This is a genomic window from Pseudomonas sp. Hp2 (genome assembly GCF_006386585.1).
GTDB lineage: Bacteria > Pseudomonadota > Gammaproteobacteria > Xanthomonadales > Xanthomonadaceae > Pseudomonas_S > Pseudomonas_S boreopolis.
On record NZ_VAHJ01000004.1, the window covers coordinates 338,324 to 359,139 of the forward strand.

The following is a 20,816-nucleotide window of genomic DNA, read 5'->3' on the forward strand; positions in this document are numbered from 1 at the left end:
CTTTGGTGTTGGTGATCAGTGGTGTGGTAGTAAAGTAATACACCGAATCTCTTGGTGCAAGCGGAATCGCTCATTTCCGGATCTTGTTCATTGTTCGTTCAAGATTCGTCGGAACGGCTTTCCGCCTGCCGAATGCCGAGCAGGATGCGTGCCAATCGCAACGCATTGATTTCGAATGGGATTTGGAAAGGCGGCAGTGTCCGCTGTCCGGACACTCGTGGCCGGGGCCGCTGTCCGCGCATGCGCGGGCGGTCAGCCGGGGGCATGGCTTGCGGCCCATGAGCGGCCGCCGGGCGCCGCCTTAACATCGCGGCTCATCCCACGCACAAGGAGTGCGCATGTCGCTTCCACGTCGTCCCCGCGCCGCCGCACTGGCGGTCGCCCTGGCTACCGCCGCGTTCGGGTTCACCGCCTTGCCGGCTCCTGCGTTCGCGGCCGCGCCGGCCTCGGTCGCGGTGGACATCCCGTACGAGACCTTCACCCTGCCCAACGGCCTGCGCGTGATCGTGCACACCGACCGCAAGGCGCCGATCGTCGCGGTCAACCTCTGGTACCACGTCGGCAGCAAGGACGAGCCGGCAGGGCGCAGCGGCTTCGCGCATCTGTTCGAGCACCTGATGTTCAACGGCAGCGAGAACGCGCCGGGCGAGTTCTTCACGCCGTTCGAGCAGGCCGGCGCGACCGACATGAACGGCACCACCAACACCGACCGCACCAACTACTTCGAGAACGTGCCGACCACCGCGCTGGACATGGCGCTGTGGATGGAGTCGGACCGCATGGGCCACCTGCTCGGCGCGATCGACCAGAAGACGCTCGACGAGCAGCGCGGCGTGGTGCAGAACGAGAAGCGCCAGGGCGAGAACCAGCCGTACGGGCAGTTGCGCCAGGTGATCGCGCGCACGATGTACCCGAAAGGGCACCCGTACCACCACACCACGATCGGCTCGATGAACGACCTCGACGCCGCCTCGCTGGAGGACGTGAAGACCTGGTTCCGCACCTGGTACGGCCCCAACAACACGGTGCTGGTGCTGGCCGGCGACATCGACCTGGCGACCGCGAAGGAGAAGGTGGCCAAGTACTTCGGCGACATCCCGGCCACGCCGACGATGGCCCAGCCCAAGGTCGACGTCGCGGTGCTCAAGCAGTCCGGCCGCACCGAGCTGGAGGACAAGGTGCCGCAGGTACTGGTCCAGCGCATGTGGAACGTGCCGCAGGTCGGCGCGACGGACGCCGACCTGCTCGACCTGGTGTCCGACGTGCTCGGCGGCAGCGCCAGCTCGCGCCTGGACGCGCGCCTGGTGCACCAGGACAAGCTGGTGGACAGCATCGGCACCAGCAACTACAGCTCGCAGCTGAGCGGCAGCTTCTCGGTGCGCGCGATGGTCAAGCAGGGCGTGGACCCGGCCAAGGTCGAGGCGGTGATCGAGGAGGAGCTGCAGCGCCTGATCAAGCAGGGGCCGACCGCCGAGGAACTCGAACGCGCCAAGACCAACTACCGCTCCGGCTTCATCCGCGGCATCGAGCGCATCGGCGGGTTCGGCGGCAAGGCCGACGCGCTGGCCTCGTGCGCGACCTTCACCGGCGACCCGGGCTGCTTCCGCGAGTCGCTCGCCACCGTCGCCGCGGCCACGCCGGAACAGGTGCGCGCCGCCGCGGCCAAGTGGCTGGGCAACCCGAGCCACACCTTCGTGGTCAAGCCGGGCGCGCGCACGCCGCTGGCCGAGGAGCCCTCGGTCAAGCCGGCGCCGTTCGCCGCGGCCAAGCCGGACCCGAAGTACACCACCACGCCGAGCACGGTCGACCGCAAGGCCGGCATCCCCGAGGTCGCCTCCTATCCGCAGCTGAAGTTCCCGGCCTTGCAGCGCGCCAAGCTGAAGAACGGCAGCACCGTGGTGCTGGCCGAGCGCCACGAGATCCCGGTGGTGAACATCAGCTACGAGTTCGGCGGCGGCTACGCCAGCGACCATGGCGGCAAGCTCGGCACCGCCGGCTTCACCGCCGCGATGCTGGACGAAGGCGCCGGCGGCCTGGGCGCGCTGGCGTTCAAGTCGCGGGCCGAAGAGCTGGGCGCGGAACTGAACGCCGGCGCCTCGCTCGATGGCGCCAGCGCCTCGCTGTCGGCGCTGAAGGAGAACCTGGACGAGTCGGTGGGGCTGTTCGCGACGATGCTGCGCCAACCGCGCTTCGAGCAAGCCGAGATCGACCGGGTCAAGGCGCAGTGGATCGCCGGCATCGCCCAGGAAAAGGCGCGCCCGCAGACCGCCGCGCTGCGCGTGCTGCCGCCGCTGCTGTATGGCGAGGGCCATCCCTACGCCATCCCGTTCACCGGCAGCGGTACCGAGGCCGCGATCGCCTCGATCGGCCGCGACGACCTGCTGGCCTACCAGAAGCAATGGCTGCGGCCCGAGCAGGCCACGGTGATCGTGGTCGGCGACACCACGCTCGCCGAGATCGTCCCGCTGCTGGACAAGCACCTGGGCGACTGGAAGGGCGAGGGCGCGGCCAAGGCCGGCGTCGAGCTGCCGCAGGTCGAGCGCCCGGCCAAGCCGCGCGTGTTCCTGATCGACCAGCCCGGCGCGGTGCAGGCCAACATCTATGCCGGCGAGCTGGTGCCGTCGAGCAAGGACCCCGGCGCGGTGAAGCTGGAACTGGCCAACGACGTGCTCGGCGGTTCGTTCACCTCGCGCCTGAACATGAACCTGCGCGAGGACAAGCACTGGTCCTACGGCGCGCGCACCACGCTGCTGGGCGCGCTCGGCCAGCGGCCGTTCCTGGCGGTGGCGCCGGTGCAGATCGACAAGACCCGCGAGTCGGTGCAGGAGATCCAGCGCGAGATCGTCGAGTACGCCACCGGCAAGGTGCCGGCCACGCAGGCCGAGGTCGACAAGATCATCGCCAACGAGCTGCGCAGCCAGCCCGGCGCCTACGAGACCGCCAGCGCGGTGATGGGCACCATCGGCGGCATCGTCCGCTACGGCCGCCCGGACAACTGGGTGCAGGTCCGCAACCAGCAGGTGGCGGCGTTCACCCCGGCGCAGGCCGCCGCCGCGGCCAAGGGCATCGATCCGCAGGCGTTGACCTGGGTGATCGTCGGCGACCTGTCCAAGATCGAGCAGCCGGTGCGCGGCCTCGGCCTGGGCGAGGTCAGCGTGATCGACGCCGACGGCAAGCCGGTGGCGAGGCCCGCCGTAAAGTGACCGCAGCAAGGCCCCGCCGCCAGGCGGGGCCTTGCGTACCCGCGGGCCCGTGCGGGAGCGGCTTTATGTCGGAACGGCTCCTGTGGGAGCGGCTTCAGCCGCGATGGGGCTTTCCCGGGAATGCCCCCCATCGCGGCTGAAGCCGCTCCCACGGGTGCGCTCGCGCAACAACCGCCCGATGAACCGGCGCACCCGGACTACCCGCCATTCATCCGGCTGGGCGACAATGTCCGCCCGCTTCGAGGAGTCCGCCATGCGTTCTTGCCTGCCCCTGGTCCTGGTCGCATCCGTTGCGCTGTCCGCATGCACCTGGGTGCCGATCGAGCAGGCCGGCAAGGCGGTGCGCGTGCTGCCCGCCGGCCCGGTCCCGGCCGGGTGCGTGCAGCAGGGCGAGGTGGTGGTGTCGGTGAAGAACCGGGTCGGTTTCATCAACCGCAACCCGCTCAAGGTGAAGGACGAACTGGAGACCCTGGCGCGCAACGAGGCCCCTTCGGCCGGCGCCAACGCGGTCCAGCCCCAGGGCGAGCCGGCCGACGGCAGCCAGCGCTTCACCGCCTTCCGCTGCCCCGGCAGGTGAGCGGCGGGGCCCGGGAAACGCGCCGGGACTTGTAAAGATGCGGTGAAACCGCCCAGCGGCTAGAATGGCAACCCCTCGCCTGAAGCCATGGCGCTACTTCGATGCTCTTCAAGAACGTCTCGATCGCGGGACTGGCGCACGTCGACGCGCCCCATACGCTGACTTCCCAGGAAATCAACGAGCGACTGAAGCCTACCCTGCAACGGCTGGGCATCAAGACCGACGTGCTCGGCGACATCGCCGGCGTGCACGCCCGTCGCCTGTGGGACGAGGACGTGCAGGCCTCCGACGCCGCCACGCTGGCCGCGCGCAAGGCGCTGGAAGACGCCGGCATCGGCGCCGACAGGGTCGGCCTGGTGGTCAACACCTCGGTCAGCCGCGACTACCTGGAGCCGTCCACCGCCTCCATCGTCTGCGGCAATCTGGGCGTGGGCGACCACTGCATGGCCTTCGACGTCGCCAACGCCTGCCTGGCCTTCATCAACGGCATGGACATCGCCGCGCGCATGCTCGAGCGCGGCGAGATCGACTACGCGCTGGTGGTCGACGGCGAGACCGCCAACCTGGTCTACGAGAAGACCATCGACCGGCTGCTGAAGATGGAAGCCACCGAGCAGGACTTCCGCGACGAGCTGGCCGCGCTGACCCTGGGCTGCGGCGCCGCGGCGATGGTGATGGCGCGCTCGGAGCTGGTGCCGGAGGCACCGCGCTACAAGGGCGGCGTGACCCGCTCGGCGACCGAGTGGAACAAGCTCTGCCGCGGCAACATGGACCGCATGGTCACCGACACCCGCATGCTGCTGCTGGAAGGCATCAAGCTGGCCGAGAAGACCTTCGTGGCGGCCAAGCAGGCGCTGGGATGGACCGTGGACGAACTCAACCAGTTCGTGATCCACCAGGTCTCGCGCCCGCACACCGCCGCGTTCATCAAGAACTTCGGCATCGACCCGGCCAAGGTGATGACCATCTTCGGCGAGCACGGCAACATCGGCCCGGCCTCGGTGCCGATCGTGCTGAGCAAGCTCAAGGAGCTGGGCCGCCTGAAGAAGGGCGACCGCATCGCGCTGCTGGGCATCGGCTCGGGCCTGAACTGCTCGATGGCCGAAGTGGTGTGGTGAACGCCCGCGCCCGCATGGGCGCCGGCGTTGCCGCGACGAATGCGACGCCCGTGCCGTCCGGCGCGGGCGTTTCCATGTCCAGCGAGTGATCCGATGAATCTTCCCGGCTATCCGGCCCGCCCCCGGCGCTTCGACGTCCGCCCCGGCATCGCGATGAGCTACCTCGACGAGGGCCCGCGCGACGGCGAGGTGGTGGTGATGGTCCACGGCAATCCGTCGTGGAGCTACTACTGGCGCACGCTGGTGGCGGGATTGGGCGACAGGTACCGCTGCATCGTGCCGGACCACGTCGGCATGGGGCTTTCCGACAAGCCGGACGACGCGCCGGGCGCGTCGCCGCGCTACGACTACACGCTGCAGTCGCGCGTGGACGACCTGGAGGCGCTGCTGCGCCATGCCGGCATCGACGACGCCACGCCGGTCACGCTGGCGGTGCACGACTGGGGCGGCATGATCGGCTTCGGCTGGGCGCTGGCGCACGCCGCGCAGGTCAAGCGGCTGGTGGTCCTCAACACCGCCGCGTTCCCGATGCCGGCGGCCAAGAAGATGCCCTGGCAGATCGCGCTGGGTCGCCACTGGAAGATCGGCGAGTGGCTGATCCGCGGCTTCAACGCGTTCTCGGCGGGCGCCGCGTGGATCGGCGTGGAACGGCGCATGCCGGCGCCGGTGCGCCGCGCCTACGTGGCGCCGTACGACAGCTGGGCCAACCGCATCTCGACGGTGCGCTTCATGCAGGACATCCCGTTGTCGCCGGCCGACCGCGCCTGGCCGCTGCTGGAAGCGGCGGGCAAGGCGCTGCCGGCGTTCGCCGACCGCCCGGCCTTCATCGGCTGGGGCCTGAAGGACTTCGTGTTCGACCATCACTTCCTCGACGGTTTCCGCGCGGCGCTGCCGGCCGCGCAGGTGCGCGCGTTCGAGGACGCCGGCCATTACGTGCTGGAGGACAAGCACGAGGTGCTGGTGCCGGAGATCCGCCGCTTCCTCGACGCGCATCCGCTGTAGCGGCCTGCGCATTCCCAGCCCCTCTTCCGCGGGAGAGGGGCGGAGGAGGCATCAGATTTCCGGCAACGGATTCTTCTCGGCCGGGTCCACGCCGATCCAGTCCGCCTCGGCCAGCGGCGGCAAGCCGTGCGCCAGGCGCGACTTGTCGCATTGCGCGCTGCGCTCGCCGAATTCCAGCGAGGCCGGCACCAGCGCGCAGACCGAAGGGCGGCGGTCGTGGATGGTGCAGCGGCTGTAGCGGCCGATGTCCGCGTCCAGCGCGATGCAGCGCGGGTTCGATTGCGAGGTGCCGCGCATCGCGCGCTCGTGCGTGCGCAGCGATTCGGTGAGCTCGAAAGGCACCCTGCCGCCCAGTTCGGGGTCGGCCTCGCTCCAGTGGAAACTGACGCGGAAATAGGCGCAGCATGCGCCGCAGGAGAGGCAGGGATGTGCCATGGGATGCCGGGCCTTGCGCGGCGCAGGTGGGGAGGGGCGCGGCATTCTGCCCGAACCGTGGCGGCGCGCAAGCCGGCCCGCTTCAGGTCCGGCCGCGTCCGGCGCGCCGGCGCCATCGGCGATAATCCGGCGATGACCGAAGCCTGCAACATCGCCGCGACGCTGCCGCGGCTGGCCCGCGAGCGGCCCGACCAGATCGCCATCCGCTGCCCGGGCCGTCCCGGCCCGGGCGGCATGGCGCGCTACGACGTGGCGCTGACCTATGCCGAGCTGGACGCGCGCAGCGACGCCATCGCCGCCGGCCTGGCGCGCCACGGCATCGGCCGCGGCACCCGCAGCGTGGTGATGGTGCGGCCGTCGCCGGAGTTCTTCCTGCTGATGTTCGCGCTGTTCAAGGCCGGCGCGGTGCCGGTGCTGGTCGATCCCGGCATCGACAGGCGCGCGCTGAAGCAATGCCTGGACGAGGCCCGGCCCGAGGCCTTCATCGGCATCCCGCTGGCGCAGCTGGCGCGCCGGCTGCTCGGCTGGGCGCGTTCGGCGACCAGGATCGTCACCGTCGGCGCGCGTTGGGCCTGGGGCGGCACCACCCTGGCCAAGGTCGAGCGGGCCGGCCGCGACGCCGGCGGGCAACTGGCACCGACCGCGCCGGACGAGGTCGCGGCGATCCTGTTCACCAGCGGCTCGACCGGCGTGCCCAAGGGCGTGGTGTACCGGCACCGCCATTTCGTCGGGCAGGTCGAGCTGCTGCGCAACGCGTTCGGCATGGCGCCGGGCGGGGTGGACCTGCCGACCTTCCCGCCGTTCGCGCTGTTCGACCCGGCACTGGGCCTGACCAGCGTGATCCCGGACATGGACCCGACGCGCCCGGCCCGCGCCGACCCGCGCAGGCTGCACGACGCGATCGCGCGTTTCGGCGTGACCCAGCTGTTCGGCTCGCCGGCCTTGATGCGCGTGCTGGCCGACTACGGCCGGCCGCTGCCGACGGTGAAGCGGGTGACCTCGGCCGGCGCGCCGGTGCCGCCGGACGTGGTCGCGAAGATGCGCCGGCTGCTACCGGACGATGCGCAGCTGTGGACCCCCTACGGCGCCACCGAATGCCTGCCGGTGGCGGTGATCGAGGGGCGCGAGCTGGAAGCCACGCGCGCGGCCACCGAGGCCGGCGCCGGTACCTGCGTGGGCCGCGTGGTCGCGCCGAACGTGGTGCGGATCATCGCCATCGACGATGCCGCCATCGCCGACTGGTCCGGCGCGCGCGAGCTGGGCGCGGGCGAGATCGGCGAGATCACGGTGGCCGGGCCGACCGCCACCGACGCCTACTTCAACCGCGAACAGGCCACCGCCATCGCCAAGATCCGCGAGCGGCTGGCCGGCGGCGGCGAGCGCGTCGTGCACCGCATGGGCGACGTGGGCTACTTCGATGCGGAAGGTCGCCTGTGGTTCTGCGGCCGCAAGACCCAGCGCGTGGAGACCGCAGGCGGACCGATGTACACCGAGCAGGTCGAACCGGTGTTCAACGCGCTGGCCGGCATCGCCCGCACCGCGCTGGTCGGCATCGGCGCGCCGGGCCGCCAGGAGCCGGTGCTGTGCTACGAGCCCGCGCCCGGCGCGGCCGGCCGCGCCGCGCTGGAACGCGCGCTGCGCGCGGCCGCCGATGCGCACCCGCACACGGCGGCGATCGCGCGGTTCCTGCCGCACCCGGGCTTCCCGGTCGACATCCGCCACAACGCCAAGATCGGCCGCGAGAAACTGGCGGCGTGGGCCGCCGCGCAACCGCGCTGAGGAACGGACGATGGGCGAACGCTACCGGCTGGACGATGTGATCATCGACGCGGACCGGCAGCGGGTCGAACGCGACGGCGTGGCGCTGGACGTGGGCGGGCTGAGCTTCCGCCTGCTGCATTACCTGCTGCGCCAGGGCCAGCGCGTGGTGGGATTCGACGAGTTGATCGAGCAGGTATGGGCGCCTGCGGTGGTCAACGAGGAGACCGTCACCCAGCGCGTGCGCCTGCTGCGGCAGGCGCTCGGCGACACCTCGCAGCGTCCGCGCTACCTGCGCTCGGTGCGCGGGCAGGGCTACCAGCTGTGCGCGCCGGTGCAGGCGCTCGCCACCGCCCCGGTGGCACCTGCGCATCGTCATCGTCGCGGGTGGATCGCGGGCATCGCGGCGGTGGGCATGCTGGCGGCGGCGTTGGCGATCTGGCAGGGCCGGGCGCGGCAAGAGGCCACGGCTTCGCCGTTGCTGCAGCGGGCCGACTACTACGCCGGCATCGGCCAGCGCGAGAACAACGAGCGGGCGATCGCGCTGTACCGGCAACGCCTCCAGGAAGCGCCGGACGACGTGCGCGCGCAACTGGGGTTGAGCCGCGCCTATGGCGCCCGCGCCTGCCAGTACGGAGGCAATGCCGACGATGCGGCGCAAGCGCGGCGCCTGGCCCTGCAGGCCGTCGCGACCAATGCCCGGATGGCGGCCGCGCATGCCGCGCTCGGCTACGCGCACGATTGCCGCGGCGAGGTCGCGCAGGCGCTGGCGTCCTACGAGCAGGCGCTGCGGCTGGACCCGACGGCCGATGCGGTGCGTGGCTCGGCCGCCTACCTGTACGAACGCCAGGGGCGGCTGGCGCAGGCGCTGGCGGCCAACCTGCAGGTGCGCGAGCCGGCGAAGGTGCGCTTCCTGCCGATCCAGGTCGCCAGCAACCTCGACCTGCTCGGCTATGCCGATGCCGCCGAGGCGCGCTACCGGCAGAGTTTCCGCCTGTATCCGGACAGCGTGTTCTCCAACCTGGCCTGGCCGCGCTTCCTGTTCGTGCATGGCCGCCACGGCGAGGCGCAGGTGGCGCTGGACGAAGCGCTGCGCCGGGGCACCGAGCATGCGGGCCTGTACCTGTTGCAGGCCGAACTGGCGCTGGCGCGGGGCGATGCGGATGCCGCGCGCGCAGCCAGCCTGCAGGCCTTGCGGCTGCGCCCGCAGGGCAGCCTGCCGCAGACGGTGGCCTGGGCGATCGGCGCGCAGCCGCCACCGCCGGCCGCGGTGCTGCGCGAGCGGGCGCAGACGCTGCTGGAGGGACTCGCGCGCGGCGCCGATCCGCTGGACGGCCTCGATGCCGCGGTGTCGCTGTCGGCCGCCGGCGATCCCGGTGCGGCGGTGGCGGCGCTCGATCGCGCGCGGGCGGCGGGCTATCGCGATGCCGGTTACCTGCGCGCCTCGCCGTTGCTGGCGCCGTTGCGCGGGCGTGCGGACTTCGCGCAGGTGCTGGCACGCATCGAGGCAGACGTTGCCGCCCAGCGCGAACAGGTGCGCCGCGCCGGCTTGTTGCCGGGGGATACCCAGTAAGGCGTATCGATGTCCGCGCCTGCGCTGGGTCCGGCGCGAACGGGTGATTTTTACAGAGGGACTCCGGTCCCGGCGCGCTTTCCCGATGCCGTTCGAGTCTCCTCCTCCCGCAAGCGGGGTGCGACCCGTGCCCTGACCGATCGCTTCGCATCTTCGCGCGGGCGGCGTTCGACAGGCAGAGGGGGCAACCTGCACCTGCCGTTCGCCGCTTGGCATTCACGCCGGGCTACGTGACTGCAAGGACCTGTTCGCGATCTCCGCGAGAGCAACCTCGAGAAGAGCGGTTTTTGCCTGCCTGGAGATCGTGAACGAACCCTAGGGCATCGCCTGGAGCACGTAGTCCGCGAACAGCTTCTGCGACTGCTGGTGCATTTGCCGCTGGTTGTAGGCGCGGCGGGTGATGACGGCCACCAGGCGTTCCTCCGGCAGCACGAACACGTAGTTGCCGCCGTTGCCGGACATCGCCCATACCCCGCGCTCCACGCCGCGCACGGGGAAGCGGAAGCGCCACAGCAGGTAGCCGTAGTCGGCGTCGTCGCGAGCCTGGGCGCGCACCGTCATCATCGCGTCCGTCCAGGAGGCCGGCAGCACCTGCCGGCCGTGCCAGCGGCCATGGTCGAGCAGCAACTGGCCGAACTTGGCCAGGTCGCGGCTGCGATAGCGGGTGCCGCCCCCGCCCATGCCGGTGCCTTCCGAAGCGTGCACCCATTGCGAGCGCACGATGCCGAGCGGTCGCTCCAGCGCCTGCGCGGCGAAATCCTCCAGGCGTTGGCCGGTCGCCTTCTCCACCAGCGCGCCGAGCAGGAAGCTGCCGGCGGTGCAGTAGGCGAAGGCGCGGCCGTAGGGACTCTGCTGCGGCCGCTTCATCCACGGGGCATAGCCCTTGACGGGCAGGTCCAGCGCGAACTGCACCCAGTCCGCGCTCAGGTACATGCGTTCCTCGTTGCCGGCGGAGAAGCCGTTGTCGTCGTCGCACTCCCATTGCGAGCTCATCGTCAGCAGGTCCTCCACCGTGATCGCGTCCTTGCGCGGGTCGGGGTTCTGCCAATGGCGATCGCGGAAGCCGTCGTAGACCCTGGCCTGCACGCCGGGAATCGCGCCCTGCGCGATCGCCGCGCCGACCAGCAGCGCGGTCACGCTCTTGGTGGCCGAGCGGGTGTCCTGCAGGGCCTGTCGGTCGCTGTCGCCGAAGTAGCGTTCGTAGACCAGGGCCCCGTCGTGCGCGATCAGCACGCTGGTGGTCTCCGGCGCCTGGCCGTCGGCGATGGCGCGTTCCATGGCGGCGAGGACGTCGGTGTTCCAGCCGGCGGCGGCCGGGGCGGCGGTCTTCCAGCCGTCGTCCAGCGCCGGCGGGGCAGGCAAGGGAACGGCCGCCGAGGCCACGCGGGCGCAGGGCAGGAGCGCGAGCATCAGGACGGTCGGGAGAAGCGGGCGGCGCATGGCGGGTCCGTTGCGATGGAGGGACCGCGACTACGCCTGCAACGCGCATGAAGTGCCTGATGCGCGGATGAAGAATCCTGAAGTCCCGCAGGATCAATGGCTTGGGCGGGGAAAGATCGCCAGCGGGGCCGGCGGCGGCTATCGTGTGCGCCTTTCCCGGAATGCGGATGCGATAGCGCGATGAAGATCCTGGTCACCGGCGGCGGCGGTTTCCTCGGCCAGGCGCTGTGCCGCGGCCTGGTCGAACGCGGCCACGAGGTGCTGAGCTTCAACCGCGGGCACTACCCGGCGCTGCAGCGGCTCGGCGTCGGCCAGATCCGTGGCGACCTCGCCGACCCGGAGGCGGTGCGGCATGCCGCGGCCGGGGTGGACGCGGTGTTCCACAATGCCGCCAAGGCCGGCGCCTGGGGCAGCTACGAGAGCTACCACCTGGCCAACGTGGTCGGCACCGAGAACGTGCTGGCGGCTTGCCGCGAGCACGGCATCGGCCGGCTGGTCTACACCTCCACGCCCAGCGTGACCCATCGCGCCACCCATCCGGTGGAGGGATTGGGGGCAGACGAGGTGCCCTACGGCGAGGATTTCCAGGCGCCGTACGCGGCGACCAAGGCGATCGCCGAGCGCGCAGTGCTGGCGGCCAACTCGCCGCGCCTGGCGACGGTGGCGCTGCGCCCGCGGCTGATCTGGGGCCCGGGCGACAACCAGCTGGTGCCGCGCCTGGCCGAGCGCGCGCGGCAGGGCCGGCTGCGCCTGGTCGGCGACGGCAGCAACCGGGTCGATACGACCTACATCGACAATGCCGCGCAGGCGCACTTCGACGCGTTCGCGCACCTGGCGCCGGGCGCGGCCTGCGCCGGCAAGGCCTACTTCATCTCCAACGGCGAGCCGCTGCCGATGCGCGAGCTGCTCAACCGGCTGCTCGCCGCGGTGGGCGCCCCGCCGGTGACCAGGACGATCTCCTTCAAGACCGCGTATCGCATCGGCAGCGCGTGCGAGAAGCTGTGGCCGCTGCTGCGTCTGCGCGGCGAGCCGCCGATGACGCGGTTCCTGGCCGAGCAGCTGTGCACGCCGCACTGGTATTCGATGGAACCGGCGCGGCGCGATTTCGGCTACGTGCCGAGGGTGAGCATCGCCGAAGGGCTGGAGCGGCTGGCCGCGGCCTCCTGAGCCGGGGCCGCCGCGTCCAGCCGGTTGAGCGCGGCCAGCAGCGCCAGCAGCGAGGCGGTGGCGGCATCGTGGTGGCGGCCGGCGCCGAAGCGGGTCCCGGGCACGCCCGGCCACGCCGCTTCGACGATGGCCAGCACCTCCGAACCGTCCCGGCCGAACCGCTCCTGCTGGTGATGGTCGATGCGCAGCGGCAGCCCGAGCGCGTCGAGCGCGGCCGCGAGCGCATCGTCTCCGGCGCCGTGCAGGCGCTGCCCGGCGCCGGCCGCGCCGGAGAGTTCCAGTGCCAGGCACATGCCGCCGTCGCGCGACTCCCATCGATGGCCGCGATGGCGCCAGCGGCCCGCGGGCGCGAGATAACTCGCCTCGAACAATCGCCACAGCGTCGCGCTGTCCAGTTCGGCCTCGCTGGCGTCGGCCTGCTTCTGCACGATCGCGCTGAACTCGACCTGCATCCGCCGCGGCATCCGCACGCCATGGTCGCGCTGCAGCAGGAACGCGATGCCGCCCTTGCCGGACTGGCTGTTGACGCGGATCAGGCCCTCGTAGGTACGGCCGAGGTCGGCGGGGTCGATCGGCAGGTAGGGCACCTGCCAGTAGCCTTCCTCGCCCTGGACCGCCAGGCCCTTGGCGATGGCGTCCTGGTGCGAGCCGGAGAAGGCGGTGAACACCAGGTCGCCGACGTAGGGATGGCGCGGATGGATCGGCAGGGCGGTGCAGTCCTCCACCACGCGCGCGACCGCGGCGATGTCGGAGAAATCCAGCCCGGGCGCCACGCCCTGCGTGTACAGGTTGAGCGCCAGCGTCACCAGGTCGAGGTTGCCGCTGCGCTCGCCATTGCCGAACAGGCAGCCTTCCACGCGCTGCGCGCCGGCCAGCAGCGCCAGCTCGGCGCACGCCACGCCGGTGCCGCGGTCGTTGTGCGGATGCACCGACAGCACCACGTGCTCGCGCCGCTCCAGGCGCCGGTGCATCCACTCGACCTGGTCGGCGAACACGTTCGGCGTGGCGACCTCGACCGTGGTGGGCAGGTTGACGATCATCGGCCGCGCGGGCCCGGCGTCCCAGGCGCGGATCGCCGCGTCGCACATGCGCAGCGATACTTCCGGCTCGGCCATGCAGAAGGTCTCCGGCGAGTACTGCAGCACCCACTGCGTCTCCGGATGGCGGTCGGCGAGCCGCCGCAGCAGGCCGACGTGCCGCACGACCAGGCGTTCGATCTCGTCCACGGTCATGCCGAACACCACCTCGCGCCAGACCGGCGCGATCGCGTTGTACAGGTGGACGATGGCGCGGCGCGCGCCGGCAAGGCTGGCGACGGTGCGCTCGATCAGGTCCTCGCGCAGCTGCGTCATCACCATCGGGGTGACGTCGGCGGGAATGCGGTCCTGTTCGATCAGCCGCCGCACGATCCCGAAGTCGGTGGCCGAGGCGGCCGGGAAGCCGACTTCGATCTCCTTGAAGCCGATCCGCACCAGCTCGTCGAACAGGCGCAGCTTGCGCTCGCCGTTCATGGGCTCGAACAGCGCCTGGTTGCCGTCGCGCAGGTCGGTGGAAAGCCAGGCCGGCGCCTGCCGGAGGGTTTGCGAGGGCCAGCGGCGGTCCGGCAAGGCCATGGGCGCCAAAGGCCGGTACTTGGAGGCAGGATCGGTGAGCATCGTGGGAGCGGGGCGACGGATGGAACGGCACGACCGGCGGGCCGTGGCCCACGGTAGCCCCGCGCCCGGATGGTCGGCGCGCGCGAAACCGTCTACTTTTGTCGCAGGAAGGACAAGCCCGCCCTGCCATGCCCCACGCGTCGCTGCCCCGCGCCCTCTACGAATCCCGCGTCCGCCCGCTGAACGGCGTGGCGGTCGACTACCCCGACGGCCACCAGGTCCCTGCGCACGTGCACCCGCGGGCCCAGCTGGTCTACGCGGTGAAGGGCCTGATGGTGGTCTCCACGCCGCGCGAGCGCTGGCTGGTGCCGTCCAACCGCGCGGTCTGGCTGCCGCCCGGTACCGAACATGCGATCCGCATGCGCGGCGCGGTGCACATGCGCAGCCTGTTCGTGAACGCCGACGCCGCGCCAGGCCTGCCGCAGCACGCCTGCGTGATCGCCGTGGCGCCCCTGCTGCGCGAGCTGATCCAGGCGGCGACGCTGCTGCCGCCGATGTACGACGTATCCGGGCGCGACGGCCGGCTGGCCGCGCTGCTGCTCGACGAACTGGGCAAGGGCCCGAGCCTGCCGCTGCGCTTGCCGTGGCCGGAGGATCCGCGCATCGCGCGGGTCTGCGAGCGATTGCAGGCCGAGCCGGACGACGCTCGCGGCACTGCGGAATGGGCGCATGCGTTGTCGATGAGCGAGAAGACCTTCCAGCGGCATTTCCGGCGCCATACCGGCCTGAGCTTCGCGCGCTGGCGCCAGCAGGCGCGGCTGCTCGGCGCGCTGGAGCGGCTCGCCGCCGGCGATCCGGTGGGAACGGTGGCGATGCGCCAGGGCTACGAAAGCCAGAGCGCGTTCGCCGCGGCGTTCCGGCGCCAGTTCGGCGCGTCGCCTTCACGCTTCTTCGACTGAGCCGCGCGCGCTGCTATCGGATCGTTTCATGCACCGGCCGGGCACGTGCGTCGCGGATCATGCCGATGGCGTCGGATCGTGCCGTTGCGGCGGCGCTCCTCATCCGGCGGCGACGCGGCCCTCACCCCGCGACCACCGCGCGATCCCGATCATGCGCGTGCGCCGATCCGGCACGACGACCATGGGACCCGCCATGCTGCATTACGCCATCATCTTCTTCGTGATCGCCATCATCGCCGCGGTGCTCGGCTTCAGCGGCATCGCCGGTGCGGCATCCAACATCGCCTGGATCCTGTTCGTCATCTTCCTGGTCCTGGCGGTGATCTCGCTGTTCCGCCGCGGCAAGGTCTGACGTCCTTGCCTGGCCGGCCCGCGCCGGGCGCGGGCCGGCCACGGGGCTCAGGGAAGGACGGTGCCGCGCTGGGCATCGATGAGATAGCTTCCCTCCGCGCAGCGGACCGCGAGCCTGTTGCCCGAGTCGTCCGCATAGTCGGCATCGACGACGGCCGAACACGCCTGGTGCTGCAGCCTCAGGGCGGCGGCGGCGCCCGCGAGTATCTCGGCCTGCGTGGCCGCCCGGTCCTTCGGGAACCTCGGCATGTCGCCGATGCGGTTCGCGTTGAAATAGGCGTTCTGCACGAAACCCATCAGTTGCCCCAGCACGGTCGGCGAAATCTCGCCGGGCGCCTGCGCCCGCGCCGGGCTCGGCAGCGCCGCCATCCACGCCATCCCGGCCACGGCCAGGCGCATCGCGCTCATCTTCATGCTCCCGTCGCCTCGCCTTTCAGCGGCAGCAGGCGGTAGCGACCGCCATCGGTGCACTTCACGTCGATCTTCTCGCCCATCTCGTCCACGGCACGGGCCTCGGCGACGCCGGCGCAGGCCTTGCCGCGCACGCGGATCCCGGCAGCCACGCCGCTGTAGAGCTCGGCCTTGCTCAACGTGCCCTTGGGGTACTTCGGCATCTCGCTCGCCTTCTGTACGCCGGTGAACGCGTTGTAGACGAATGCGCGCAGGCCGAGGTGGGTGGCATCCATCGGGGCTTCCTGCGCACTGGCGGGCGATCCGATTCCGAGGCAGGCGAGCAGGACAAGCGGCGACCATCTCATGCAAAGACTCCGTTTTGGCAAAGAGGGGGTGAAGGGATATATGTGTTCGGCCGGGCGCTTACGCCAGTGTCGCCACGCGCTTCAGCGCGCGGTCGGCGGCATGGCGCTCCAGCGCCAGCTCGATCAACCGCGTGACCAGTTCGCGATAGCCGAGCCCGCTGGCCTGCCATAGCTTGGGATACATGCTGATGCGGGTGAAGCCGGGCAGGGTGTTGACCTCGTTGACCACGATGCGGCCCTGCGGGGTCAGGAACACGTCCACCCGCGCCATGCCGGCGCAGTCGAGCGCGCGATACGCGCGCAAGGCCACGTCCTGGATGCGCGCCTGCGTGTCCGCGTCGATCGCCGCGGGCACCACCACGTCCGCGCCGGACTCGCTGATGTACTTGGTGGCGTAGGAATAGAACTCGTCGTGCACCACCACTTCGCCGCAGACGCTGGCCTGCGGCCGGTCGTTGCCGAGCACCGCGCATTCGATCTCGCGCCCGTCGATCGCCGCTTCCACCAGGACCTTGTGGTCGAACTCGAGCGCCTGCGCCATGGCCGCCTCGAACTGCGCGCGGTCGCGCACCTTGCTCACGCCGACCGACGAGCCCTGGTTGGCCGGCTTGACGAACAGCGGCAGGCCGAGTTGCGCCGCCAGCGCGTCGAAGTCGGCGGTGCGTGCGCGGTGGCGGTCGAAGCAGGCGAACGGCGCCACCTCCAGGCCGGCGTCGCGCAGCAGCCGCTTGGCGACGTCCTTGTCCATCGCCACCGCCGAGCCGAGCACGCCGGACCCGACGAACGGCAGGTTCGCCATCCGCAACAGGCCCTGCAGCGAACCGTCCTCGCCGAGCGTGCCGTGCACGATCGGGAACACTACGTCGATCTGTTCCGGCATCTGCGCCTGCTGCAGCGGCCGCAGCGGCTGGGTTTCCGCGCCCGGCACCAGCGCCAGCGAGCGGCCGGTGCGGTTGAACGCGATCCGCGCCGGATCGTCGGCATCGAGCAGGAAACCGTCGAGCTCGGCCAGGTGCCACTGGCCCTGCTTGTCGATGCCGATCAGGCTGACGTCGAAGCGGTCCTTGTCCAGCGCATCGACGATGTTCTTCGCCGATTGCAGCGACACCTCGTGCTCGGTCGACTGGCCGCCGAAGACGAGGCCCACCCGGATCTTGCGCATCTGCGGATCGCTGTCGAGGAAAAAGGGGGCGATAGCATGCGCCGATACGGATCGAAAGACGAGGGCGCGGGCGAAGCCTCGCGGCGCCGGGCCGCGCGAGGCTCGCCCGCACCCCAGCCTCCTCTTCCGGTGGGGGAGGGGAGAGGTCCGCTAGAATGCGCGCATGCCAGGTTCCCCCCTCGATTCCCTCAAGCCGCTGGCCGGCCGCGCGCTGGAAGCCGCCCTCAACCGTGCCGTGGCATTGGACCCGGACACCCGCGACGCGCTGCAATCGCTGGATGGCCAGCGCATCGCGCTGACCCTGGAGGCGCCCGCGCTCGCCCTGCAGATCCGCGTCGCCGAGCGGCGCCTGGAGGTCGGCCCGGTCGACCGGGACGGCGAGCCCGACCTGGCCGTGCGCGGCACGCTGGCCGGCCTGCTCGGGCAGCTGCCGTTCCTGGCCCAGGCGCGTCGCAACGGGCCGCCGGCCGGGCGCGTGCGCGTCTCCGGCGATGCGGAACTGGCGCGGCGCTTGCAGCAGCTGGCCTCGCGCTTCGACCCGGACTGGCAACTGCCGTTCGTGGCGGCGTTCGGCGAGATCGTCGGCGTGCAGGTCGCCAACGGCGTGCGCGATGCGCTGCGCAGGTTCAGGCGCGGCGCTTCCGACCTGGCGCAGAGTGCGGCCGAGTTCGTCACCGAGGAGTCGCGCGACGTGGTGCCGCGCGCCGAGCAGGAAGCCTTCCACGACGACGTGGACGTACTGCGCGACGACGTGGAGCGGCTTGCCGCGCGCATCGCCCGCCTGGGCGGAGGGCGGGCATGAAGGCGTTCTTCCGGGCCGGGCGCATCGGCCGGGTGATCCTGCGCTATCGCCTGGACGATCTGCTCGACGGCACGCCGGTCGAGCGCTGGCTGCGCCTGGCCAAGCCGTTCGTGCCGCGCGCCTCCGCCGAGATCGCCGCGCTGCCGCGCGGCGCCCGGTTGCGCCTGGCGCTGCAGGAGCTCGGGCCGATCTTCGTGAAGTTCGGCCAGATCCTCTCGACCCGCCGCGACCTGATGCCGCCGGACGTGGCCGAGGAGCTGACCCTGCTGCAGGACCGCGTGCAGCCGTTCGACGGCGAGGCCGCGCGCCGCATCGTCGAGCAGGCGCTGGGCCGGCCGGTCGCCGAGGCGTTCGCCGCGTTCGACACCGAGCCGCTGGCCTCGGCCTCGATCGCGCAGGTGCACGCGGCGACGCTGCCGGGCGGGCGCGAGGTGGTGGTCAAGGTGCTGCGCCCGGGCATCGAGAAGCAGATCGATGCCGATATCGCCCTGCTGACCTCGCTGGCCGCGCTGGTCGAGCGCACCCACCCGCGCGCCGACAAGATCCGCCCGCGCGAGGTGGTCGCCGAGATCGAGACCACGCTCGCCGCCGAGCTGGACCTGCAGCGCGAGGGCGCCAACGCCAGCGTGCTGCGGCGGTTCTGGGAGCACTCCGACGACCTGTACGTGCCGGAGGTGATCTGGTCGCACACCGCCGAGCGCGCGCTGACGCTGGAACGCGTGCACGGCATCCCGTCCGACGACATCGCGCGCCTGGACCAGGCCGGCATCGACCGCAAGGTGCTCGCGGCCAAGGGCGTGCGCGTGTTCTACACGCAGGTGTTCCGCGACAACTTCTTCCACGCCGACGCGCACGCCGGCAACATCTGGGTGGACAGCGACCCGGCGCGGCGCTCCAACCCGCGCTTCATCGCGCTGGACTTCGGCATCATGGGCCAGCTCTCGCAGGAGGACCAGTACTTCCTCGCCGAGAACTTCATGGCGATCTTCAACAAGGACTACCGCCGCATCGCCGAGCTGCACGTCCAGGCCGGCTGGATGCCGGCGCACGTCCGCATCGACGAGCTGGAGGCCGCGGCGCGCTCGGTGTGCGAGCCGTACTTCACCCGCCCGCTGTCGCAGATCTCGCTGGCCGAGGTGCTGATCAAGCTGTTCCGGGTCGCGCAGCAGCACCAGCTGATCCTGCAGCCGCAGCTGATCCTGCTGCAGAAGACCCTGCTCAACATCGAGGGCGTCGGCCGCCAGCTCGATCCGCAACTGGACATCTGGGCGGTGGCGCGCCCGGTGCTCGAGCGCATCCTGCGCGAGCGCTACAGCCCGCGCAGGGTGCTGAAGGAACTCGGCAAGCGCCTGCCGGAAATCATGACCCACGCGCCGGACATGCCGCGCCTGGTGCACGCCTGGCTCAGCCAGCAGGTCGAAGGGCGCCACCAGGTGGACGTGCGCTCGCCCGACCTGAAGGCGCTGGACGCCAGCCTGCGCCGGCTGCAGTGGCGCGCGGTCGGCGCGATCGCCGGCAGCGGCCTGCTGGTCGTCGCCGCGGTGCTGTACGGCCTGCATCCGCCGCACGGCTGGTACCTGGGTTCGGTGCCGGTATGGAGCTGGGCGAGCGGCATCGCGGGCGGCATCGCGTTGTTGTCGGCGTGGCTGCGGCGCTAGCGGGGAAGTGACATGGCGGGCGGACTGCAGGCCCTGAAGGACGAACTGGCCCGCTTCGGCGAGGCCAACGACGCGGCGGCCGCGGCCACGGGCGGCCCGCGCATGCTCAACATCACCCCGGACACCGGCGAACTGCTCGCGGTGCTGGTACGTTCGACGCGCGCGCGCCGCGTGCTGGAGATCGGGACCTCAAACGGCTATTCCACGCTGTGGCTGGCCGAGGCCGTCGCGGCGACCGGCGGCCACGTCACCACGCTGGAATCGTCCGGGGCCAAGATCGCGATGGCGCAGCGGACCTTCGCGCGCAGCGGGCTGGACCGGCACATCGCGCTGGTCCATGCCGACGCCGGCGCGTGGCTGGCCCAGGCGCCGGAGTCCGGCTTCGACCTGGTGTTCCTGGACTCGGACCGCAGCCGCTACCTCGACTGGTGGCCGGCATTGCGGCGCGCGCTGCGCCCGGGCGGGCTGCTGGTGGTCGATAACGCGGTTTCGCACGCCGGGGAGATGGCCGGTTTCGAACGTGCGTTGCGCGGCGACGGCGAATTCGCCTGCGCGCTGGTGCCGGTCGGCAAGGGCGAACTGCTGGCGGTGCGCGCGGGCTGAATCGCGCCGACTTAAAGAGTTCTTAAAAGCGCTCGAGCAAGCTGGCATGCACAGGGCGGAGACCGCCCGCCGCGGAGCATGCCGATGATCCTGCACGTCCTTCTCCTTCCATTGTGCGCCGTGCCGGCGGCACGGCATCCCACGGAGCGCGCGGCATGATCGCGCTGGCTTCCCCGACGATGCGTGCGCGGCCCGCGCCGCTGCCGGTGGCGCCGACGTTGCGCCGGGCCTTCGGCGGCGACACGCGCACGCTGTGGGCGCTGTGCCGCGAGGCCGCCGCCCCGGACCCCGCGCAGGCGCTGGCGGCGGACATGCCGCTGCCGTTGCGCGAGGCGCTGTTCGACACGCCGTGCCGGAGCTGGGCCTGGCTGGCCGAAGTGGGCGGCGACGCGATCGGCATGATCGTTGCCAGCGCCGGCCTGGTCCTGCCGCAGGGCGGCTATTGCCTCAGCGTCGATGCGATCTACGTGCGCCCGGCCTGGCGCGGGCGCGGCGTCGGCACGCGCCTGCAGGCGCACGCGTTGGCGATGGCGGCGGAAATGGGCTGCCTGCAACTGCGCCTGGGCGATGGCCGCGTGCTGGAAGCGGTCGCGCCGGCACGGCCGCGCGAGGCCGTCCCATGAAGCGTCGCCGCCGCTACGTCGTTTTCCTCTCC

Annotated in this window: 19 protein-coding genes; 13 read left to right on the top strand and 6 right to left on the bottom strand. The window is 71.4% G+C overall.

Features of this window, described 5'->3' with window-relative positions:
- The first annotated feature begins 338 nt into the window (after positions 1–338).
- The 4 genes from FD678_RS14465 (at position 339) to FD678_RS14480 (ending at position 5,900) form a co-directional block, all read left to right on the top strand.
- A complete protein-coding gene (locus FD678_RS14465; RefSeq protein WP_140725017.1) occupies positions 339–3,203 on the top strand; it encodes a M16 family metallopeptidase in 2,865 nt (954 codons plus the stop codon).
- A gap of 253 nt (positions 3,204–3,456) precedes the next feature.
- Positions 3,457–3,780 (top strand): DUF4156 domain-containing protein, encoded by a 324-nt coding sequence (locus FD678_RS14470; RefSeq protein ID WP_140725020.1) that lies wholly within the window; start codon positions 3,457–3,459, stop codon positions 3,778–3,780.
- 101 nt (positions 3,781–3,881) lie between these two features.
- Entirely contained in the window at positions 3,882–4,898 is a 1,017-nt protein-coding gene (locus FD678_RS14475) for a 3-oxoacyl-ACP synthase III (protein WP_140725023.1), read from the top strand.
- Between the two features lie 93 nt (positions 4,899–4,991).
- Entirely contained in the window at positions 4,992–5,900 is a 909-nt protein-coding gene (locus FD678_RS14480; protein ID WP_140725026.1) for an alpha/beta fold hydrolase, read from the top strand.
- 51 nt (positions 5,901–5,951) lie between these two features.
- On the opposite strand, the gene FD678_RS14485 is transcribed toward FD678_RS14480, so the two are convergent.
- The gene (locus FD678_RS14485) at positions 5,952–6,335 is read right to left on the bottom strand and encodes a YkgJ family cysteine cluster protein (RefSeq protein WP_140725030.1); all 384 of its coding nucleotides are present in this window, start codon (positions 6,333–6,335) and stop codon (positions 5,952–5,954) included.
- A 132-nt stretch (positions 6,336–6,467) separates the two neighbouring features.
- Between FD678_RS14485 and oleC the strand changes: the two genes are divergently transcribed.
- Positions 6,468–8,114, top strand: a complete 1,647-nt coding sequence (gene oleC, locus FD678_RS14490; protein WP_140725033.1) for an olefin beta-lactone synthetase — start codon at positions 6,468–6,470, stop codon at positions 8,112–8,114.
- A 10-nt stretch (positions 8,115–8,124) separates the two neighbouring features.
- Positions 8,125–9,666, top strand: coding sequence for a winged helix-turn-helix domain-containing protein (locus FD678_RS14495; RefSeq protein ID WP_140725036.1), 1,542 nt, complete (start codon positions 8,125–8,127; stop codon positions 9,664–9,666).
- 315 nt (positions 9,667–9,981) lie between these two features.
- Here FD678_RS14495 and FD678_RS14500 read toward each other — a convergent pair whose 3' ends face one another.
- Positions 9,982–11,076 carry a serine hydrolase domain-containing protein gene (locus tag FD678_RS14500; RefSeq protein WP_177497813.1) on the bottom strand — a complete coding sequence of 365 codons (1,095 nt, stop codon included), beginning with the start codon at positions 11,074–11,076 and terminating at the stop codon, positions 9,982–9,984.
- 210 nt (positions 11,077–11,286) lie between these two features.
- On the opposite strand from FD678_RS14500, the gene oleD reads away from it, so the two are divergent.
- On the top strand, positions 11,287–12,273 hold the full coding sequence (gene oleD, locus FD678_RS14505; RefSeq protein ID WP_140725042.1) for a 2-alkyl-3-oxoalkanoate reductase: 987 nt from the start codon (positions 11,287–11,289) through the stop codon (positions 12,271–12,273).
- Here the strand turns inward: oleD and FD678_RS14510 are convergent.
- Positions 12,216–13,928: a 2-isopropylmalate synthase gene (locus tag FD678_RS14510; protein ID WP_140725045.1), complete on the bottom strand. Its 1,713-nt coding sequence runs from the start codon at positions 13,926–13,928 to the stop codon at positions 12,216–12,218. The two genes, oleD and FD678_RS14510, sit on opposite strands and share 58 nt — an antisense overlap.
- A gap of 128 nt (positions 13,929–14,056) precedes the next feature.
- Here FD678_RS14510 and FD678_RS14515 point away from each other — a divergent pair, with 128 nt between their 5' ends.
- Both FD678_RS14515 and FD678_RS14520 read left to right on the top strand, forming a co-directional pair.
- A complete protein-coding gene (locus tag FD678_RS14515; protein ID WP_140725048.1) occupies positions 14,057–14,827 on the top strand; it encodes an AraC family transcriptional regulator in 771 nt (256 codons plus the stop codon).
- A 193-nt stretch (positions 14,828–15,020) separates the two neighbouring features.
- Positions 15,021–15,179, top strand: coding sequence for a DUF1328 domain-containing protein (locus tag FD678_RS14520; protein WP_140725339.1), 159 nt, complete (start codon positions 15,021–15,023; stop codon positions 15,177–15,179).
- Between the two features lie 47 nt (positions 15,180–15,226).
- Here the strand turns inward: FD678_RS14520 and FD678_RS14525 are convergent, their stop codons facing one another.
- The 3 genes from FD678_RS14525 to ddlA all read right to left on the bottom strand — a co-directional run bounded on the left by FD678_RS14525 (position 15,227) and on the right by ddlA (position 17,098).
- On the bottom strand, positions 15,227–15,586 hold the full coding sequence (locus tag FD678_RS14525; RefSeq protein WP_140725051.1) for a hypothetical protein: 360 nt from the start codon (positions 15,584–15,586) through the stop codon (positions 15,227–15,229).
- A 2-nt stretch (positions 15,587–15,588) separates the two neighbouring features.
- Positions 15,589–15,864, bottom strand: a complete 276-nt coding sequence (locus FD678_RS14530; RefSeq protein ID WP_256661939.1) for a hypothetical protein — start codon at positions 15,862–15,864, stop codon at positions 15,589–15,591.
- A gap of 130 nt (positions 15,865–15,994) precedes the next feature.
- Positions 15,995–17,098, bottom strand: coding sequence for a D-alanine--D-alanine ligase (gene ddlA, locus FD678_RS14535; protein ID WP_140725058.1), 1,104 nt, complete (start codon positions 17,096–17,098; stop codon positions 15,995–15,997).
- Between the two features lie 163 nt (positions 17,099–17,261).
- On the opposite strand from ddlA, the gene FD678_RS14540 reads away from it, so the two are divergent.
- The 4 genes from FD678_RS14540 to FD678_RS14555 all read left to right on the top strand — a co-directional run bounded on the left by FD678_RS14540 (position 17,262) and on the right by FD678_RS14555 (position 20,784).
- Positions 17,262–17,900 carry a ubiquinone biosynthesis accessory factor UbiJ gene (locus tag FD678_RS14540; RefSeq protein ID WP_140725061.1) on the top strand — a complete coding sequence of 213 codons (639 nt, stop codon included), beginning with the start codon at positions 17,262–17,264 and terminating at the stop codon, positions 17,898–17,900.
- Complete coding sequence (ubiB, locus tag FD678_RS14545) at positions 17,897–19,558, top strand: ubiquinone biosynthesis regulatory protein kinase UbiB (protein ID WP_140725064.1); 1,662 nt, start codon at positions 17,897–17,899, stop codon at positions 19,556–19,558. Before FD678_RS14540 ends, ubiB begins: the two co-directional genes overlap by 4 nt.
- Before the next feature lie 12 nt (positions 19,559–19,570).
- Entirely contained in the window at positions 19,571–20,161 is a 591-nt protein-coding gene (locus FD678_RS14550) for an O-methyltransferase (protein WP_140725067.1), read from the top strand.
- Positions 20,162–20,316: 155 nt separating this feature from the next.
- Complete coding sequence (locus FD678_RS14555) at positions 20,317–20,784, top strand: GNAT family N-acetyltransferase (protein ID WP_140725071.1); 468 nt, start codon at positions 20,317–20,319, stop codon at positions 20,782–20,784.
- Positions 20,785–20,816 lie beyond the last annotated feature (32 nt).